This window comes from Gammaproteobacteria bacterium (assembly GCA_022450155.1).
Lineage (GTDB): Bacteria > Pseudomonadota > Gammaproteobacteria > Arenicellales > UBA868 > REDSEA-S09-B13.
Genome location: JAKUQR010000013.1, coordinates 65,901 through 85,867 on the forward strand (window position 1 = coordinate 65,901; position 19,967 = coordinate 85,867).

14 protein-coding genes, 2 tRNA genes and 1 pseudogene are annotated in these 19,967 nt (G+C 50.9%); 4 read left to right on the top strand and 13 right to left on the bottom strand.

The features are described 5' to 3' along the window. Positions 1-20: 20 nt before the first annotated feature. The 10 genes from MK323_09110 to MK323_09155 all read right to left on the bottom strand — a co-directional run bounded on the left by MK323_09110 (position 21) and on the right by MK323_09155 (position 11,434). Positions 21-941 carry a methionyl-tRNA formyltransferase gene (locus MK323_09110; protein MCH2482321.1) on the bottom strand — a complete coding sequence of 307 codons (921 nt, stop codon included), beginning with the start codon at positions 939-941 and terminating at the stop codon, positions 21-23. Positions 942-989: 48 nt separating this feature from the next. Further along, positions 990-2,240, bottom strand: coding sequence for a formyl-CoA transferase (frc, locus tag MK323_09115; protein MCH2482322.1), 1,251 nt, complete (start codon positions 2,238-2,240; stop codon positions 990-992). Between the two features lie 46 nt (positions 2,241-2,286). Continuing rightward, positions 2,287-4,041, bottom strand: coding sequence for a thiamine pyrophosphate-binding protein (locus MK323_09120; GenBank protein MCH2482323.1), 1,755 nt, complete (start codon positions 4,039-4,041; stop codon positions 2,287-2,289). 107 nt (positions 4,042-4,148) lie between these two features. Next, entirely contained in the window at positions 4,149-5,636 is a 1,488-nt protein-coding gene (locus MK323_09125) for a tripartite tricarboxylate transporter permease (GenBank protein MCH2482324.1), read from the bottom strand. A gap of 27 nt (positions 5,637-5,663) precedes the next feature. After that, on the bottom strand, positions 5,664-6,161 hold the full coding sequence (locus tag MK323_09130) for a tripartite tricarboxylate transporter TctB family protein (protein MCH2482325.1): 498 nt from the start codon (positions 6,159-6,161) through the stop codon (positions 5,664-5,666). 34 nt (positions 6,162-6,195) lie between these two features. Beyond that, positions 6,196-7,182: a tripartite tricarboxylate transporter substrate binding protein gene (locus MK323_09135; protein ID MCH2482326.1), complete on the bottom strand. Its 987-nt coding sequence runs from the start codon at positions 7,180-7,182 to the stop codon at positions 6,196-6,198. 374 nt (positions 7,183-7,556) lie between these two features. Next, positions 7,557-8,438, bottom strand: coding sequence for a succinate--CoA ligase subunit alpha (gene sucD, locus MK323_09140; protein MCH2482327.1), 882 nt, complete (start codon positions 8,436-8,438; stop codon positions 7,557-7,559). Positions 8,439-8,442: 4 nt separating this feature from the next. Next, positions 8,443-9,606: an ADP-forming succinate--CoA ligase subunit beta gene (gene sucC, locus MK323_09145; protein ID MCH2482328.1), complete on the bottom strand. Its 1,164-nt coding sequence runs from the start codon at positions 9,604-9,606 to the stop codon at positions 8,443-8,445. Positions 9,607-10,114: 508 nt separating this feature from the next. Continuing rightward, positions 10,115-10,205: transfer RNA gene (locus tag MK323_09150), tRNA-Ser, on the bottom strand. Positions 10,206-10,267: 62 nt separating this feature from the next. Then, positions 10,268-11,434, bottom strand: a complete 1,167-nt coding sequence (locus MK323_09155) for a pyridoxal phosphate-dependent aminotransferase (protein ID MCH2482329.1) — start codon at positions 11,432-11,434, stop codon at positions 10,268-10,270. Between the two features lie 357 nt (positions 11,435-11,791). Between MK323_09155 and MK323_09160 the strand changes: the two genes are divergently transcribed. Next, the gene (locus MK323_09160; GenBank protein MCH2482330.1) at positions 11,792-14,863 is read left to right on the top strand and encodes a Sel1-like repeat-containing protein kinase family protein; all 3,072 of its coding nucleotides are present in this window, start codon (positions 11,792-11,794) and stop codon (positions 14,861-14,863) included. A gap of 9 nt (positions 14,864-14,872) precedes the next feature. Here MK323_09160 and MK323_09165 read toward each other — a convergent pair whose 3' ends face one another. The 3 genes from MK323_09165 to MK323_09175 all read right to left on the bottom strand — a co-directional run bounded on the left by MK323_09165 (position 14,873) and on the right by MK323_09175 (position 15,637). Beyond that, positions 14,873-15,130, bottom strand: a complete 258-nt coding sequence (locus tag MK323_09165; GenBank protein MCH2482331.1) for a hypothetical protein — start codon at positions 15,128-15,130, stop codon at positions 14,873-14,875. A 6-nt stretch (positions 15,131-15,136) separates the two neighbouring features. After that, positions 15,137-15,475: a hypothetical protein gene (locus tag MK323_09170; GenBank protein MCH2482332.1), complete on the bottom strand. Its 339-nt coding sequence runs from the start codon at positions 15,473-15,475 to the stop codon at positions 15,137-15,139. 72 nt (positions 15,476-15,547) lie between these two features. After that, positions 15,548-15,637 (bottom strand) — tRNA-Ser (locus MK323_09175). Between the two features lie 772 nt (positions 15,638-16,409). Between MK323_09175 and MK323_09180 the strand changes: the two are divergent. The 3 genes and pseudogenes from MK323_09180 to MK323_09190 all read left to right on the top strand — a co-directional run bounded on the left by MK323_09180 (position 16,410) and on the right by MK323_09190 (position 19,960). Further along, positions 16,410-17,135 (top strand): annotated as a pseudogene (locus MK323_09180) (DDE-type integrase/transposase/recombinase). A 109-nt stretch (positions 17,136-17,244) separates the two neighbouring features. Beyond that, positions 17,245-18,522, top strand: a complete 1,278-nt coding sequence (locus MK323_09185; protein MCH2482333.1) for a M20/M25/M40 family metallo-hydrolase — start codon at positions 17,245-17,247, stop codon at positions 18,520-18,522. A gap of 493 nt (positions 18,523-19,015) precedes the next feature. Continuing rightward, a complete protein-coding gene (locus tag MK323_09190; protein ID MCH2482334.1) occupies positions 19,016-19,960 on the top strand; it encodes a DMT family transporter in 945 nt (314 codons plus the stop codon). Positions 19,961-19,967 lie beyond the last annotated feature (7 nt).

Below are 19,967 nucleotides of genomic sequence, written 5' to 3' on the forward strand. Positions count from 1 at the left end.
ATATGAGATAGCGGAACCGTCTATACGCCCAACTTCATATCAACCAGTAGGTTTCTATTGGTGGCGAACTCGTAAGCACTGACTTTCCCACTGCCCTCTGGTCTGACTTTCAGAATACGCATACCGCCTTCACCGGTAGCAACCACGACTCCCTCTTCACCAATACTGGAGATGGCGCCCGCTTCGCAGCTTACACTGGCAGATTTCTGACAATCAAATACCTTAACTTCCTCACCATTGATTGTGGTCCATGCCCCTGGCTGCGGGTTCGCACCACGTATCAGGTTGTGAATCTCATCGGCGGATTTATTCCAGTCAATCTCAACGTCCGCCTTGCGGCACCAGCCTTCATAGGTGCCTTCCTGAGGGTTCTGCTTGACTCTTGGCGCATTGCCATCCCGGACCAGATCAATGGATTCCAGCATGGCATCAACACCCATAGGAAATAGTTTGTTGAAGTAGATTGATCCCAACGTATCGTCGGGTTCGATATCCACTTTCTTTTGCAACAGAATAGGCCCAGTATCCAGTCCACTATCTGGCCAAAAAATGCTCAACCCAGTTTTCTCCTCTCCATTAATAATTGGCCAATTGATTGAACTGGGTCCTTTATGCATCGGCAACAACGAAGGGTGATACTGAATCGACCCGTACCTCGGCACATTCAACGCTTCCTCCGGCACGAGCAACAGCACATAGGCCATGACACACAAATCCGCACCATGACTACCGAGCTGCTCCCACACTGCCGGGTCTTTGTACGACACCGGCTGATACACCGATAGTCCTTTTTCAAGAGCACACTCTTTTAACGGGTCGAGAGGTCGGCCCTCCTTATCCGGCGCGCTATACACCGCGACCACTTCGTCGACAGACTTGTCCAGAACCGCCTCGAGGACGGCCTTACCAAACGCCTGCTGACCATGAACAATTAGTTTCATTTGTTACTCCAGTTCACCTCTGGGCGTATGGTGCACAGGGGCGTGCATTTAAACTGCGCCAGCTTCCTTGAAAGATGCAATATCCTCGTCACTGAATCCCAACACCTTGGACAACACTTCATCGGTATGCTCACCAAGTAGGGGCGAACGTGTTACTGTGAAAGCGTTATCCGAAAGCTTTACCGGGCATCCGACCGATAGGTAGGGCCCACGCTCAGGGTGATCACATTCGACGATAGTGCCAGTCGCACGCAATGATGGCTCTTCGGCAAGCTCCTTCATTGAAAGGATCGGCCCAACCGGGATATTCAGTGGATTACATATTTCCATGACTTCGTACTTAGTCTTGGTCACGGTCCAATCCTCAATCGCACAAAAGACTTCGTTCAGGTGTGGCAGACGCGCTAGCGGCGATGCATAGTCTGGGTGTTCCTTCCAGTTCGGTTTGCCAATAATATCGCAAATATTTTTCCAGACGGCAGCCTGGGTAATGAAGTAGGTGTAGGCATCCGGATCGGTCTCCCATCCCTTGCACTTCAGGATACGGCCTGGCTGTCCGCCGCCGGAGTCGTTGCCGGCACGCGGCGTGGCCTCACCAAATGGTACATTCTCGCCATGCTGCGAGTACTCCTTCAGGGGACCAGCCTTTAAGCGCTGCTGGTCACGCAACTTGACCCGGCATAGGTTAATCACCCCATCCTGCATCGCGGCAAGCACACGTTGCCCGCGGCCCGTTTTTTCCCGATGCAACAACGCGGCCAGGATACCGAAACCAAGATTCAAGCCGGTACCAGAATCGCCAATCTGAGCACCGGTGATCATAGGCAACCCATCGTGAAAGCCCGTGGTGGACGCGGACCCGCCTGCACACTGCGCAACATTTTCGTAAACCTTGCAGTCCTCGTAAGGTCCTGGCCCGAAACCCTTAACCGAAGCCATGATCATGCGGGGGTTAAGTTCCTGAATACGTTCCCAGCCAAATCCCATCCGATCAAGCGCACCTGGGGCAAAGTTTTCCACCAGCACATCACATTTTTGTACCAATCGCTCAAGCACTTCCTTGCCTGCTTCGTTTTTGGAATTGAGGGTCAGGGAACGTTTGTTGTGATTGAGCATGGTGAAATAGAGGCTGTCAGCCCCTTCCACATCCACGAGTTGCTTTCGTGTGGCATCACCAACACCCGGGCGCTCCACCTTGATCACGTCGGCGCCCATCCATGCGAGCAACTGGGTACAAGTAGGGCCAGACTGGACATGTGTGAAATCCAGAATTCTTATACCGTCGAGGGGTTGTGACATTGATTCTCTCTGCTTAATTAAGGTTATCAAAGTTATAAATGAAGTTTTACTTGTACATGGTCTGGGCTTTAGTGCCCGGCGCATACTCATTGGGATCGACCCAGACATTGACTACAGCGCATTTGCCGCTTTTTGCAATCGCTTCCCGTGCACGCTGCATTGCCGGCTGAATCTGGCTAGCCTCGGTAACCTCTTCGCCATAACCGCCAATCATGTCTCCGAACTTAGAGAAAGGCACATCGCCGAGCTTATTCCCGACATCACCACGTTCCTCGCCATACTTGGTGAGCTGTCCGTAACGAATCTGATTCATGGCCGAGTTGTTGCCGATCACCGCGAGATATGGCGCACCGAACCGTTGTGCGGTTTCCATGTCAAAGGCGGTCATGCCAAAGGCACCATCACCGTAGAGGCAGACCACCTCCTTATTTGGATGTGCGAGCTTGGCCGCCATGGAGAAACCGGTGCCGACGCCGAGCGAGCCAAGCGCGCCCGGATCCATCCACTGCCCCGGATTGCGCGGGCGTACCGCCTGAGCAGAAATAGTCACGATATCACCGCCATCGCCGATATAGATTGTGTCTTCGCCAAGAAACTCATTGATTTCATAGGCTAAACGGTAAGGATGAATCGGGTTCTGATCGGTAGTAAACATCGGCATCAGCTTCTCGAGCTTGGTTGCCTCAATCTCTCGCAGCTCGGCCATCCACTTCTGGCGTTGCTGACGCGCTCCATTATCGATACGGCCCGTTACTGCTTGCGACACCGCAGCAAGGATTACACCGGGATCGCCGGCCAAACCAAGACTGATATCCCGATTTTTACCAATCGTCGCATAACTCTGGTCAATCTGTACCAAAGTTGCCTCCTTGGAAATGCGTTTGCCATAACCCATGCGGAAATCGAACGGCGTTCCCACAATCAGGATTACGTCAGCATTCTTGAAGGCATCACTGCGAGTGCGATCGAAGTGATGCGGGTCGCTTTGCGGCAACATGCCGCGGCTGGCGCCATTCATATAGGCCGGGATATCCAGCGCGCGCACAAAGCTGATAGCCTCCTCGTGTCCCCGGGAGGACCAGACCTGTTGTCCCAGCAGTACCGCTGGACGCTCTGCTTTCACGAGGATATCGGCGAGCTTTTCAATATCAGCTGGGTCGCCTATGGATTTTACTGAGGCACGATAGGAGCCAGGCTTTGGAATCACTGCACTGGCTGCTGGCACTTCAGCATCCAGAACATCTCGGGGAATTTCCAGATAAGAGGGGCCGTAGGCGCCTGAAAAACACTCGCGTGCCGCCATCGAGATCATGTCGGCGACACGCTCAGTGGAAAACACACCCGATGCGAACTTGGTAATCGGGGTCATCATGTCGACGTGAGGTAGATCCTGCAGTGATCCCATCCTGTGCTGAGTCAGTGAGCTTTGGCCGCCGATATGCAGAATTGGACTTTCTGATCGAAACGCGGTGGCAACTCCGGTAATAGCGTTAGTGCAACCTGGTCCAGCAGTGGTAACTACACAGCCTAATCGGCCGGTTTGGCGTGCATAACCATCTGCAGCGTGGGCCGCCGTCTGTTCGTGTCGGACATCTATGATTCGTATGCCTTCATCAAGGCACCCGTCGTAGATATCAATAATGTGACCACCGCATAGTGTAAATATCGTGTCGACACCCTCGTTTTTGAGAGCTTTAGCGACAAGGTGACCGCCGGAAATTACGTCGCCGGCTGTGCTTTTCTTGGCGAGAGTGTCACTCGCCGTGCGTGAAACCTCACCTGTAAATTTGCTGTCACTCATATGCTAGCTCTCATAGTTAATTCGTCTGTTGTAGTTGTGGGCAAACCTCATAGGTCCAGTCCCTAAATTGACAAATTCAAAAGTCTGGATTCGCTATAACAAATATTTCAATTGTTTTTTCTCGCGATTGATGATCGGTAGATCTTAGCCGCTGGTAACACAAACAGTACTATGGCTATCCCCATAATCGTTCCCGATATAGGTCTTTCAAAGAAAATCATGAGACTGCCGTCACTCATAATTAATGCCTGGCGCATCGAAGTCTCTGCCAAGGGACCGAGCACAATCGCCAATACCGCCGGCGCCAAAGGATAGTCCAATTTACGCATTAAGTAGCCCACCACCCCAAAAATTAGCATCAACCAGATATCATGCAAACTCTGTGTGGGCGCATAGCCACCAACCAGGCACAGTACAAAAATAATGGGCGCCAGAATAGTGAACGGCGTACGCAGTATCGCAATAAATGCTGGAATAAACGCAAGGTTGATCAACATCGCCGCCAGGTTGGCGACGTACAGGCTTGCGATCAAAGCCCATACAAAGTCTTGATGCTCGACGAACAGCATCGGCCCCGGCTCCAGTCCCCAGATAACCATTCCGCCAAGAAGAATTGCCGTAGTCGGTGATCCTGGAATACCCAACGTGAGCATGGGCAACATCGACCCAGTACTTGCCGCATTGTTGGCTGATTCAGGTGCTGCGACACCCTCGATGTTACCCTTACCAAAGGAATCGGGGTCTTTAGACATGGTCTTTGCCATGCCATAGGCCATTATCGATCCGGGGGTAGCACCCGCTGCAGGCAATATGCCGACGAAATAGCCGAGCAAAGAACCCATTAGAGTCGTTTTCAGTGTGTTCTTTAAGCCCTTCAGGTGCAGAACAATACGCCCGACACCAAATGAGGCTTGGGAGACTTTCACTCCATCACTGCTGGACTCAATTGTCCACAGCATCTCGCCGATTCCATAGATTCCGATCGCGAGCACTAGAAAGTTGATACCATGAAAAAATCCCGGCAGTCCACCAAAGATCAGTCGTGGCTCACCGCTGATGATATCCAGCCCCACAGCACTCAACACCAGCCCAATGCAAATTGAAAAAAGCGTCTTAGGGATATCGTCCCCACCCAACCCAATGAAGGTCGCAAACGCGAGCATCATCAGTGCAAATTCCTCGGCCGAACCAAACGCCAGTGCTACTTCGGCCAGCGGCGGAGCAAACAACGTGAACAAAACTACCGACACAGTGCCACCAATGAATGATGCACCGGCGGCAGTTATCAATGCTTGATCGGCTTTGCCGGCAAGCGCCAACGGCCGGCCATCAAATGTGGTGGCCACCGCAGTCGAAGCACCCGGAATTCCAAGCATGATCGAAGATATAGCGCCACCATACATGGCACCGTAATAAATGGCTGCGAGGAAAATAATGGCGCCTGTAGGCGGCACCAGAAAGGTCATGGGCAACAAAATTGCCACACCGTTAACCGAACCCAACCCTGGCATGGCACCGATAAAAAGGCCCAGTGCGCAACCAAAAATCACAAGTGCGAGATTCAGTGGTTCCAGCGCAATGCCAAAACCCAGCATTAACAGATCAAGTGTTTCCACGGTGTCTTACAGGAAAATATCGTACAACGGGTAAAAAAGCGGTTCGCTGTAACCCTTGGGCAATGTAATGTGTAGGGCAATTTCAAAGAAGAAGAAACTGATCACTGGTGCACTGATCGATACCCCTAAACTGAGTAACCAGTTATGGCGACCTATAACCCGCACGTAGTACAGCAGAAAAAGCGGTATCGCAAAATAAATACCAATGATATGGATCGAGCCGATCATCAGCGTCAGCGCGATAATCACTATCATGACCGTGCCACGTGCCGCAGGATTGAAGTACAACTCGGCAGACCGCGACACCGGGCTTTGCCGTAAAACCCAGCGCAGCACGATAAAAACACAGCAGACGAGCATGCCAGCCGATAACCAAAAGGGGAAAGCCCCACCGCCTGGTCCTTCACGAGGAATCCAGCCGATGGGGAGTTCCGCACTCTTAACCATCAAGTAAGCCGACAAAACCCCCAAAGCCAGGGCCATTACAAGCTCGGCTCTACGCATTGCAGTTACCTGCCCTAATCGGATAACAACGCAATCAAATCTCGCCGATATCCTTCAATATAACCTCGTGGATCGCTTTCTCACGGGCCCAGTAGGACTTGAGCTTGGCGCCAGTCAAGAAACCGCCCATCAGGCTCTTCTTCGTCATATAAGCCTGCCACTCGTCCGTTGCATATACTCGGGCAAACACGTCACGATAGTAAGCAGCCGCCTCATCGCTCATACCCGGCGCGCCCACCACGCTGCGCTGCATAAAGTAAACGTAATCTTTGCCCAACTCACGAAAGGTCGGCGCATCGGGAAACAATGGCAAACGATTGGGTGTAAAGGACGCGATTGGACGTGTTTTACCAGCTTCATAGAAACCCAATTGCTCAGAGGGATTATTCACCGTAGAGTTGCAGTGATTACCGGCAAGTTCCTTAGCTACGCGGCCACCGCCTTTAAACGGCACATACTTGATCTGAAGGCCATAAGCCTTGTTGAGAAACGTCGTCAACAGTTGGTCTTCCTGACCCTTACCTGTACCGGCCATGAGCCAGTCACTACCCGCTGCTTTGGCCGCGGCGACAAACTGATCGATGTTCTCGATACCAGAGTCGACGTTCACCCACAACAAAAACGTATCCTCAGCCATCCGCCCTACTGGCGTAAAGGTCGAGATATCCACCCCCAAACCAGGCTGGCGCAATGGCGTCGTATAGAAACTGTTCAACGTCACCATAACCGTATGGTTATCGCCTTTCTTACTTTTAAGGTGCAGCAATGCTTCGGCTCCGGAACCGCCCGGCTTGTTGATCGGTACAAATGGCTTGGACGACAATCCATGCTTCTCAATTACGCTTTGCATCAAACGCGCCATCTTGTCAGCTCCTCCCCCTTTACCCGCCATAATGACAAAATCAATCGGCTTCTTAGGTGACCATTCGGCTACTGCGCTGGTGGAAAAGGTCAACGTGGAGGCTACCGCCACTGCGACAGGAATCACCATGTTTCTTAGTTTCTTCGAAACGATACTCATCTTACGTCCTCCTAATGCTATTAAATTAGTATGTAGTCAATCACCGGTTACTTTGCAGCCAATCACTCGAATTGGGTTCTGAATCAAACAAACTTCAGCATGTTGGCACCCATTTCAACCGTTGATTCACCCCTGTAGATATTCGGGTTAGCGCTCGGCTTTCCCAAACATCAGAAATACTGTATACCACGTACCACGAAAATGTAAAGCGACAAAACAGAACACAATCAAGAATCAATTCAAGGCATCTTTTTGGTTTTTTTTTTAAAACAATCTCGTGTTGCGATTGTTTAATTTAGATGTGTTTTTGTAGAAAATTTGGATGGTCAGTGAAAACACTTAATAAAAAACTGACCTTGCCAGGATCTGAGAATTCACTTCGATAGAGTTTCGAGCATCAATTTTCCGATGTCCGATGGGTTTCGCGTCACACTGACACCAGCCGCCTCAAGCGCTGCGATTTTCTCGTCTGCAGTGCCCTTGCCACCGGCAATAATGGCGCCGGCATGACCCATGCGCTTGCCAGGAGGCGCGGTAACCCCCGCAATAAATCCGACCACCGGTTTAGTCATATTGTCAGCTATCCATTCAGCGCAGGCTTCCTCATCGGTACCACCAATTTCGCCGCACATGACAACACCATCCGTATCGGAATCGTCGTTGAACATCTTCATGACATCAATATGCTTTAAACCATTTACAGGATCCCCGCCAATGCCCACACAGGTCGATTGCCCCATGCCCAGTTTGCTCAACTGATCCACAACTTCATAGGTCAGCGTCCCCGACCGGGAAACCACCCCGATACGCCCTTTCTTGTGTATATAACCGGGCATGATGCCGATCTTAAGCTCTTCGGGAGTAATAACACCGGGACAGTTGGGACCTACCAGAATCGTGTTGGATCCACGCATCCGGTCACGGGTGCGAATCATATCCTTGACCGGAATGCCTTCGGTAATACAGATCACGACTTCTATTTCCGCATCAACAGCCTCGTCTATAGCAGCGGCGGCGAATGGCGGAGGCACGTAGATAACCGCAACATTGCAACCGGTGGCCTGCTTAGCCTCGGCGACAGTATTGTAAACAGGCACCCCCTCTACTTCCTGCCCGCCTTTCTTAGGCGTAACGCCGGCAACATAACAATCCTTGCCACTTGCATAGGCGATGGAATGATGAGTATGAAACATGCCAGATTTCCCGGTAATACCTTGGGTAACAACCCGCGAATCTTTATTGATAAGAATGGACATACTTTTATACACCTGCTGCGGCGGCCACTTTTCCAGCAGCGTCGGCCATGGTGGTGACGCTAATCACTTCAATACCTGAATGGGCCAGAATTTCTCTGCCCTTTTCCACGTTGGTACCTTCCAGACGTACCACCAACGGCACCGATAGGTCTACTTCCTTGGCCGCATTCACCAGACCCTCAGCAATGACATCGCAACGCATGATGCCGCCAAAAATATTCACCAGAATAGCCTTAAGGCATTCATTCTTGAGCATAATCTTGAACGCCTCGGTAACCTGTTCGGCTGTGGCGCCACCACCTACATCAAGGAAATTTGCCGGCGATGCGCCGTACAGCTTGATGATATCCATAGTGGCCATCGCCAGGCCGGCGCCATTTACCAGACAACCAATGGTGCCATCCAGAGAAATATAGTTAAGACCAAACTTGGAGGCTTCGATCTCATCCTCATCCTCCTCATCCAGGTCGCGCAATTCCTGCAGATCTGGATGACGGTACATAGCGTTCTCATCAAAATTAATCTTGGCGTCCAACGCCATGACGCGCGAATCCTTAGTTACAATTAGAGGATTGATCTCAGCGAGCAAGGCGTCCTTGTCCCAAAAGGCCTGATACAGCGCCTGAAATATTTTCCCGCTTTCTGCATGCAACGTATCCGGGATCCCGATAGCGCCGGCTAGGAATTGGGCCTCGTCCATGGTCAGGCCTGTACTCGGCTCCACCACAACCTTGTGAATTTTTTCAGGTGTCTTGGCAGCCACACTTTCTATTTCCGTTCCACCTTCGGAACTGGCCATGAACACCACCTTTTGCGAAGCACGATCGACCACCAAACCGACGTACAGTTCATCCTTGATCGGCACCCCTTCTTCGACCAGCAAACGTTTCACCTCGGTGCCCTCTGCCCCAGTCTGATGAGTCACTAGGGTCATGCCCAAAATGGCATCCGCGTGGACACGAACCTCGGCAATACTGTCAGCCAACTTGACCCCACCCCCTTTGCCACGGCCACCGGCGTGGATCTGAGCTTTGACAACCCACTGGCTTCCTCCAAGTTGCTCCGCGACGGCAACGGCCTCCTCAACACTAAAACAGGCACGGCCTTTTGGGAGCGCCACACCGTACTGCCGCAAAATATCTTTGGCTTGATATTCATGGATTTTCATTGTTTACGTACTCTAATACTTATATCTGGTATATTGAATACCATCATTTTCAACGATAGTGTGCCCCATACTTCTGGGCCGTACGGGTAGGTGGGTTTTGAGAATTGCTAAAGGAGTTGAGTACTGCAACCAGGCACGCCATGATATTAGGGGGTAGCTTATCTTGCATTCGCGGTCACATAGAAGAATACAGAGATCGTGAAAATAATAAAGTGTAGTCTTTTAGAGACGCATATGAGTGCACGTGAAAGACGTCTTCTTTCAGCAATATCTCAACATCTGAACGTCAGGTTACGCCGTAAACATAGCCTTTTGAGACAGAGTGAGGTGTTAATGTCTCAACAGCTTAATACCTTTACCCTTTCAACTTCGCATAGCGCAACTTCCCTGATGCTTGCGCCTGATTAGAGCTGTAATCCAGATTCAGATCGTCAGTAATAAAGTCTGCCAGCTGTGTAAGCGTAGATTCCACGCCGTGAACCCAAGAAACCGCGGCTCTACTAGGATTTGGCGGAGAGGGAGGGATTCGAACCCTCGATACGCTATTAACGTATACACACTTTCCAGGCGTGCGCCTTCAACCGCTCGGCCACCTCTCCTTCGCAGGGAAAGCGTATACCACTTAATGGCTCCCTGCAAACTGACCGGACTCTCAAGCCGATCAAATTAACTGACCGAGGCCGTCGACAAGCCTGCCCATACCGTTGAGCACATCGTCGGTACGCAATGCGCCGTAAGAGACCCGCAGACTACAGCGATCTGAGATGCCAAATGCTTGGCCTGGGACAACCGCCACCTGGAATTCCTCGATCAATCGGCGGGCCAGGGCCATATCACTTAGTGCAGTGTTAGGCACCTCAATAAGCACATAAAATGCACCCGTCGGCTCAACCACTCGAATACGGTCACCCAGAAATGACAGCACCTCCAGAACTGACAACCGGACCGCAGCCATCTCTTTGACATAAGGCTGACAATAATCCCTACCGGACATGAGTGCAGCTAGCGCCGCATGCTGACTGATCATAGCCGGGCAAATGACATTGGTATCCTGAATCTTTTTGAGTGATTCGAGCAAATGTGTCGGGAAAGCCATATACCCGATACGCCAGCCGGCAAAGCCATAAGCCTTGCTCAACGAATACAAACTAATGGTGTGGCCACCGCTCTGTGTTCCCGACCCTGGCGAGTAATGTCGACTCGAGCCATATACAAAGTACTCATAGGCCTCGTCACTGATGTGATAAATCCCATGTCGACTGCATATCCGGTTCAACTCATCGAGCAAGCAATCCGGATACACCACACCGGTCGGGTTGTTCGGTGATATGGTGACGATAGCCCGTGTCCTGAGACTGATAGCACTTTCGACCAGCCCTGGATCAGGCAAATAGAACTGATCAACTGGCACGGTGACGGGTCGGCAACCTGCCGTGAGAACCGCCATCTCCTGATTAAAATAGAACGGGCTTGGAATGATGATCTCATCACCAGGTTCAGTTATGGCAAGGATGGCATTGAAAAAGGCCATATTGCTGCCGGCCGTGACAACAATCGCCAGATCATCCGTTTGTAATCTATTTTCCAGTCGAAGCTTGTCTGCAATTTGCAGCCGAAGACTCTCATTCCCTTCGATCGGTCCGTACTGATGGTTAACAGGGTCCTTCCAGAAAGCCTTCACTGCCTCGAGTACATCAGCCGGTGGTCCAAAGTGGACCACGCCCTGACCCAGTGAAATCGTACCGGGGTTCTGATCAATTAATTCGCTGATTAGCGGGATTATGGGCGGCTGAATGTGCACCATACGAGTCTGAGTGTTATCGGGCATACCCGGCTCCATCAATTCAGAGATCCACGGGACTGTGCGCGCATCTTTAAATCAGGGCTAATCGCACAAACCATAAGAAAACCACTTACCAGTATTCTCAATCGGTGAATATATCGTTATCATACAGAACCAAGCGGCAGTTGCAGCTCACGGTGTCAGGACCTCCATCGGTCGAAGTCGGTAGGTGCCTTTCACTATAACAATAATGGCTTTTGTTGAGATCGGTCACCGCTTGAGAACAAGAAACAAGCAATTGGCCAGCGCAGCAGATTGGCGCCAATGGCCTAGCAACGGACAACGGATGCGTTGCCCGGTGTCATCTTTCCCTCTGAAAACAGCTGTCGGCCGTACCGCAACATGACGATCAAGCCACACCCACCGGCACGAGACCGGGAGCCCGATGCTTCCAGTAAGGATGAATCTCTCTCACCCGCCCCACTTCCCCCTGGTGCTCGATTAGGGAATTTTCAAGTTAACCGCCTGTTGGCCTCGACCGACAGCGGTTACACCTACTCTTCCAACAACGGGTCCGCCATTGTTCAGGAGTTCTTTCCGAAACAACTCGCTGTCCGGGACAAAGATGGCCTCTCGCTACTCCTGTTGGACGCTTCACTCAATGCGGACTATGAACAGGGACTGAAGGATTTTCTGTTACTCGGCAGAGTACTCAGCCAGATTGACCACGCAGGTCGTGTCGTCCACTACTCAGAGGACAATGACAGTGCCTACTATGCGATCAAGTTCAGTCCATTGGCTTCAGTGAGAGATTTACTCAAAGCCGGCAAACCATTGCCGGAGGATGCCTTAAAGGCAATGTTGTATTCAGCACTGACTTATCTGGAGGCAGCACATAAAGCAGGACTGATCCATCTGGAGATTGCGCCTGAGAATATTTTTGTTTCTGACAACGACCAACTGGCAATCTGCGGATTCAATACGGATCGGTTCCATTATCCACCGGCAGATGAGTCATTGCCATCAGATTATCGCGCCCCGGAATTATCCACGGCCAGAGGTCGAATTGGCCCATGGACAGATTTCTACGCCATGGGCTCAGTACTCTATGAATGCGCAACCTGCACACCTCCGGTCCCATCGTCGACCCGCATGGATGCTATTGATCGCGGTGTACCCGATCCGGTTGTCTCGGCAGTAGAGGCGGGTGCCGGTTATTTCTCTGCTAACTTTTTGGAGATTATCAACTGGCTTATTGCCCTCAGAACTGCCGAACGACCCCAGGATACAAAGGTCATATTCGACTGGCTGGATCCCGATGCCAGAAAATCGGCTGACGACGATGACACATTTTCTGATCCTCTGGAACTTGATCTTGAACAGAATACAAAGGTCGCCCACAGTGCAAATCGCCCTTTGGAAACAAAGTCCAATATAAAACAGCAAACGCCTACAGCACCGCGCATTCCCCTTAGTCGTAGTGACAGTTTTTCCGGACGACAGGGCAGAATCAAAAAACAAAGCGAAACTGCTCGTGCAACCTTAGCGACAAACAGCCCGGGCGAAAGAGTTAGGACCTCAGGTGGCGCAACAGCAATCGCTCTGGCCGCACTGAAAAAGTCCGCCGCAAATCTAGCGCCAGATTCTAAGCGTAACGCTGCTAAACGTACGGAATCTTCACACAACGTATTTGCTGCCAGGTCAACCCAGCCCCGGGATCTGACAGTAACAGGCAACGCTCCGGCGCAGGGCGCTGAACCGTTACGTGCGCCAAGTCGCGCAGGCAACCCAGCAGCGGAGCAAGACAGAGCTTTTGAGAAAAATTTCGACCTGTCTGTCGACCAAACTGTTGCCCACGAACATCGGAGCACTGGTGAGGGTCTGTCCGGTGCTAATTTCACACCGGTTGATGCGGATGACAGACCACGCAACTCGGGTCCGCCCAACAAGAGAAACATACTGGGCCTGATCGCCGCTGGTGTTCTGGTGCTGATCATTGCCTATTGGTGGCTAAGTCCGCAAAACGTAAATAAAGCACCCAGCGCCACGCCCGCACAAATAGAAATCAACACAACATCCGACACGGCCAGCACGGGTAGAACCCCATCACAACAGAACTCGAACACCCCGAGTGATGATGGCACTGCCGTGATCACTCGTTCTGCTGATTTACCAAGGGCGGAAAAATTTCGTGAACTAACCGAAATAGCCGCGCTGACTGACCCCCACCTCAAGGCAGCTCGAATACACCATCGTGCCGGCCGTTTATTTGAACCACAATCGGGTAATGCCTTGCAGGAATTCACCGAAGTGTTGCTGCTGGATCCAGATAATCCAGAAGCAACTCAAGGCATAAAGGATCTGATTGGCGAGTCGATCAGCAGCATTGAAGCTCTCATCGATGCCGGTGATCTTGGAGCAGCCCGCGACAAGGTCGCGTCACTGGCAATGATCAGTCAGGCATCACACGCAGTAATTGACGTTCAACAAAAACTTGACCGGATCGAAAGAAGACGGCTTGAACAGGAAGCTGCGGCAGCAAGATCCCGCGCAATCGCTGAAGCAAACCGCCAGCAACAGACGCGCGACCGGCGCCGCCGCATTGAACAACTGCTCGCCAGGGCCTCGAATGCGTTCGAGAACAACCGGTTCGTTGCACCCCAGGGTGAGAACGCCTTGACCCTCTACAGGGCAGTGCTCGATCTCAACCCCAATAATCAACGTGCCCGAAATGGTATCGGCAGCATCAGTGAGCATTTTCTCCGTCAGGCCAGGAGAGAACTTGCTGCCGGTGAATATGGTATTGCCGAGCAAAATCTGCGCATTGCCGCGGCTATCGAACCACAGAATCAGACAATACTGCAACTGCAGCAACAGCTTCAGAAACGTCGTCAACTCGCCGAAAAGCAGCAACGACTCCAGGCGGAAGCGGACGCTAAAAAGGCAGAAGCAGACGACCTAGCTTCTCAACAAGACCTTCTGGATCTTCGGAACGGGCTTACAGCGTACTACGAGGGCGCGTACAGTGAGGCCTACAGCTTTCTCGCCCCTCTGGCGACCCAGGGGGACCCTAGGGCTCAGGTTCGTGTTGCCCGCATGTTGATTAAAGCCCATGGCGTACAGCGTGATGAAGGAAAAGCCATCAGACTTTTCTCACTTGCCCTGCAGCCGGTTCAACTTTCGGCCAGTGAAGGTCAGGCCTGGGCCCAGTCCGACCTGGGTGACTACTTTCATGACGGGTGGGTCATAGATAAAGATTACCGCAATGCTGTCTACTGGTACCGTCGTGCCGCTGAACAAGGATATGCCCCGGCGCAGAACACCCTCGGATGGCTTTATATGCATGGCCATGGGGTAAACCCTGACGAAAATCTGGCCATCAAATGGTTTCGACGCGCTGCTGAACAGGGTGACGTGACAGCGCTCGATAATCTGAAAGTACTGGGTAAGGTGAGTGTGAATAGCGGCAGCTAGTGTCACCTATTAAAGTTCCTCCCATTCGTCAGGTTTTCGGAAGAAATCTCTGCTGGCCAATCGTCCCAACCCAACTACACCAGCGACAAGGACCACATACATCAGAGTAAATATTCCTACGACGGTCGGCTGTGCCATGCCAGCAGCATCGATGCCGCCATACGCGGTCAGTCCGATTCCAATGAGAAGATGCAGAAGGACCAGATTCACGATGACCGGTCGAACCCCCAGAATTCGTGCTAGCTTGAAAGAAAGATAAGCGAACATGATTTCTTAAATCCGATTTCTGTCCATACCACCCAAAGGCCCCTCTCCAATCCGCTTTATCAGGTTCTCGTAATAAGCCCAAATCCCATTAAAAACATTTTCTAGATCGGCAGGTGGCCCCCAAATTTTGTCGATTTCCAAATGAGTCAGCTTCCACCCAAACCTGGGTAGCGCCACAAAGTAACTTTCCTTTTTCGAATAGAAATAGTCCTTAAATCTCCTGGCTGCATCTTCCAATGAAGTGCCTTCCATCTCGTATTCACCCGATCTGACGTCGCTTTTTTTGTCCCCGTCAAAAGAGTAATAGTGAAAATGGACAGAATACTTAACGAGGTACTTTTTCACAGGTTCCGTTTCACCCGCTCCAGAAAAATAGCCCACTGGTCTTATTTCGCAACCCTTTGGTTCTTAAATAACTGGCGGAGAGGGTGGGATTCGAACCCACGGTACCTTGCGGTACGCCGCATTTCGAGTGCGGTACATTCGACCGGACTCTGCCACCTCTCCGAACAAGGTTCTGAACCACCTTCTAAACGAATTATAAGAGATTAGTCCTGCTGACTATCTAAAAAAAGGAAAAGGGCAAGCGTGATTTGGATGTCCTTTCTCAGCATGAAATTGATATTCTGGAGTTCGCCTTCTCATTGAGCGGTGTTTTCACGCTTACTGTGCCTATCCTAGCTCTCAAACAACGCGACCAAACCAATGCCTAGAATCAGAACTACAATAATATCAAAACCAGAACGATGTAACTGATTACCAACCCGGCGAGAGCCATCCCAGATCCTGTTTCGGACACCCCAACGACAGATCTCGCACCTCTCCTTTACTGGGGTTATGGCATTTGCCATCACTTGAAGTGACCGATGTTTCGCTTACATCAAAGGATTCAAGATCGACCCTTGGGTTTTTTAGGCTTTTTCTTTTCTTTCCTGTGTTTTTTCCTTTCATTTCCCATCTAAGTTCTCCTCCGACCACACGTCGAGCTTTTCCCCTTCACAGTGGTTCTGCAGGTGTACTGTGCCGAAAAGACAGCAGCTCACGTATTCACCCCATTTATCAACCGGGTGCGTTATCTTATCACCAGCTTGGGCCTGGGACTGTATAAGCCTCTGCCAGATAATCGGTATACTGAATCCTCACGGTCGGCTGAAACCCAGCATCCTGAACAACAATCGAAAGGAAAGAACTGTCTGGCGTCAGTGCTTTTGGGACAAACTGAGTAGATTTGATAAAGGAGTGTATCTGGCTCATCGTAATCACTGAGGAGTGATTAATGATGAAACAGAAAACCGGGTTACGAGGCAAATCGTCCGAGAAGATCGTCAAGGATATCCGTCGTGCCACACGCAGACGCCGTTCTCCTGAAGAAAAGATCCGTATTGTGCTGGATGGTTTGCGCGGCGAGGAAAGCATCGCAGGACTGTGTCGCCGGGAAGAAGCGGCTTGCCGGGGACACCTCGCGTGCTGCCACAGCAGATGAAGTGAAGGACCTGCATCGGGAAGCCCGCGACCTGAAGGTGATTGGCTGGGGTTGGATGTATCTGTCCACGATTCTTGATGACGACTCACGCTATATCATTGCCTGGAAACTGTGTACGTCGATGAAGGCTGAGGATGTCAGTGAGACACTGGAACTTGCCCTGAAAGCCTCTGGCTGTGATCTGACAACGGTGCCAGCTACATCTCCGGTGATCTGGCTGATGGGCTGGAGGACAAGGGCATGAGCCATGTCAGGGGCGCACCTTATCACCCCCAGGGCAAGATTGAACGGTGGCACCACCGCATCCTGCTGGAAAACTACTTCTTCCCCGGAGATCTTGAGGCCAGCATTGAAGCCTTCGTGGATCACTACAACCCCCACCGCTATCACGAGAGCATCAATAATCTGACCCCTGCCGATGTCTACTTCGGACGGGGACAGGCCATCTTGGAACAAAGAGAAAGGATCAAACGAAAGACTATCCAAACCAGGCGCTTGCATCACCGCAAGGTCGCCGCATAACATGACAAACCAAATGAGCCAGACCCTCCTGTAGATCAGCCTACCAGTGATGCCAAATCATTTGATGACGGACAATTAGTCCTATACACCGGTTAATCGAGTTGGGAAAATGGAAGAAACGATGGCGGAGATGAACGTAGGAAAACAGCAGCTTCTCGACTCGATCGAGGAAGACAGGGACCAGTTAGTTCAATTCTTTAGCGATTTTGTAGCCTCACCCTCACCTAATCCACCGGGCGACACTACAGTTGCGGTCAAACACATCACTGATTTCCTCGACCGTGAGGAATTGCCATATCGACTCATTGACCCACAGCCCACTATGGCCAACGTCGTGGGGACATTTGAGGGTGCCAACCCTGGGCGACATCTAGTCCTAAATGGGCATATTGATTGCTTCCCCGTGGACGAGACAGACGATCGCTGGAGTCATGGACCGTGGAGTGGCGAAGTAGCAGATGGGAAGGTATGGGGCCGCGGCAGTTCTGATATGAAGTGCGGAACCACGGCTTCGATCTTTACTTTCCGTTATCTGCACCGTTGTCGGGAGAAACTGCACGGCCGCCTCACTCTCACTTGCGTCTCTGACGAGGAGACCTTTGGCCCTTGGGGCGCACGCTATCTTCACGAGCACCACCCTGAGGTTCACGGTGACTGTTGTCTCAATGGTGAGCCGTCAAGCCCTTACACCATCCGCTTCGGTGAGAAGGGGCCCTTGTGGCTCGCGTTCGAGATTCGAACCAAAGGTGCCCATGGTGCCTACACCCATCAGACCGAGAGCGCGTCCAAAATTGCTGCTGCACTGATCCAAGACCTAGAAGTCGTAACCAAGATCGAGCCCAGCATGCCGGACAGTGTAGGTCTTGTACTAGATCAGGGGCGTGAGGAGATGGACCGTGCCATGGGTAAAGGTGCTGCTGACATCGTGCCACGAGTCACACTCAATATTGGTGTGGTCAAAGGTGGACTCAAAGTCAATATGGTGCCCAATCTTGTTCGTGTCGAGGCCGATATTCGCTTGCCAGTGGGTGTAGAAAAGGAGCAGGTCATGTCCGTGGTGAAACAAGTGTTAGAGGGTTACCCTCAGGCGAAGATGAGCGAGATCAATTCGAGTCCGCCGAGCTGGTGCGAGCCCAATCACGAGATGGTTGAGCACCTGCAAAAAAACGCGAATGCACTGGGTGGCTACCAACCTGCACCAATCGTCAGCTTAGGCGGCACCGATGCGCGCCTGTGGCGCTATCGAAATGTACCCGCCTATGTCTACGGCCCGCCGCCGACAGGGATGGGCACCTACAATGAGTACGTCGAAATCGAGACCTTTCTTCATGTCGTACGTTGTCACGTCTTGAGCGCTTACGATTATCTGAGTCATGCGGGCAGCTAGTTATTCGGTTTCGTCCAATCCCATCCAACCAAAGGCAGCACTTTCGACGGTAGCTTTGACGGTAACAATACGGCGGTTACAAGATTACATAAACCATTTCAATTTCTTACAGATTTGTTCGATCCCTGCACGGCCCACCAATAAATCAACGACTTACAGTTAATTTTCAAAACCCCACTGTTCCAATCAATCGCGATTGCCCCAATCAGAACACCGAAAGGTGGTTCACAACGGTGTGATGAGTCGTTGAAGGGTGCGTATTCTCTCTGGTGAGGCACTGCAAGGGGTCGCAGTGCAACAGAGGGCTAATACCCTGTAGGCCTTAGGTAATCAATACCAACAAACTCGGGAAAAGATGTATCGGTATTGGTGAACGGGCAGTAGACTCTCCGCTTTCTTAAGTTGCGTGTACCAGCAACTTAGTTGTTTCCCAGCACTGAGCTAGATAACTTTCCGAACGCAGTCTTCAGTGTTTCGGACCAGAACAAGTCACATGCTTGAAAGCAATCGGAAAGGCATAATTCTCGTCATCATTGGGATGACAATATTTTCTGTTCACGATGTTTTGATAAAACTCCTATCAGATGAACTCTCGCTTTTCCAGATTCAGTTTTTTCGATCAATGATTGGAATAGCCCTAATCATTGCGTACCAAAAAATTATCCACGAACCCGTAAGACTAACCACTGCTTATCCACTGTTAACTGTTTGTCGCGGTCTTATGTTCTTTTTCGGTTATTCGGCTTTCTTTTTTGCCCAATCTAAAATGCCTATTGCCACTGCTACAGTATTATTTATGATAAGTCCTATCTTCATAACCGTAACATCTATTTACTTTTTCAAGAGTCAGGTGGGCTATCGTCGCTGGTTATCAATTCTGGTTGGCTTTGTTGGTGTGGTTCTGATTTGTCAGCCGGAAACTGGGCAGTTCAATTTTTACTATTTGATTCCAATTTGTGTCGCACTAAGTTATGCATTTACTATAATCATTATAAAGAAGACCTCTGATAAAGATACGCTCAATCAGCAGATGCTATTGGTCTTTTTGATTATGGGCCTACTCAGTGGCATTACGGGATTGCTGTTTGGAGATGGCAGATTTGATAGCGCTGCGAATTCTGAAATCGCATTTATCACTCGTAGCTGGCAATTTGTTGATATCAAGAGCATTTCCATTTTGGCCACGATTTCTGTGATCGGATCTGTTGGATTACTGATATTGATGGGTGCTTATCGGGTTGCTGATCCAGCTGTGATTAGTCCATACGAATATATCCTTGTAATCTGGATGATCCTATTGGGTTACCTAGTCTGGGGAGATGTGCCATCGTTCAATATGGCTATTGGAATAGTGCTGATCGTCGGTTCGGGCATCTATATATTTTATAGAGAGCGGATTAGAGGTGAGTCTGTCGCCAGTGAAGCAAGTTTGAGGTAGTTCAAAA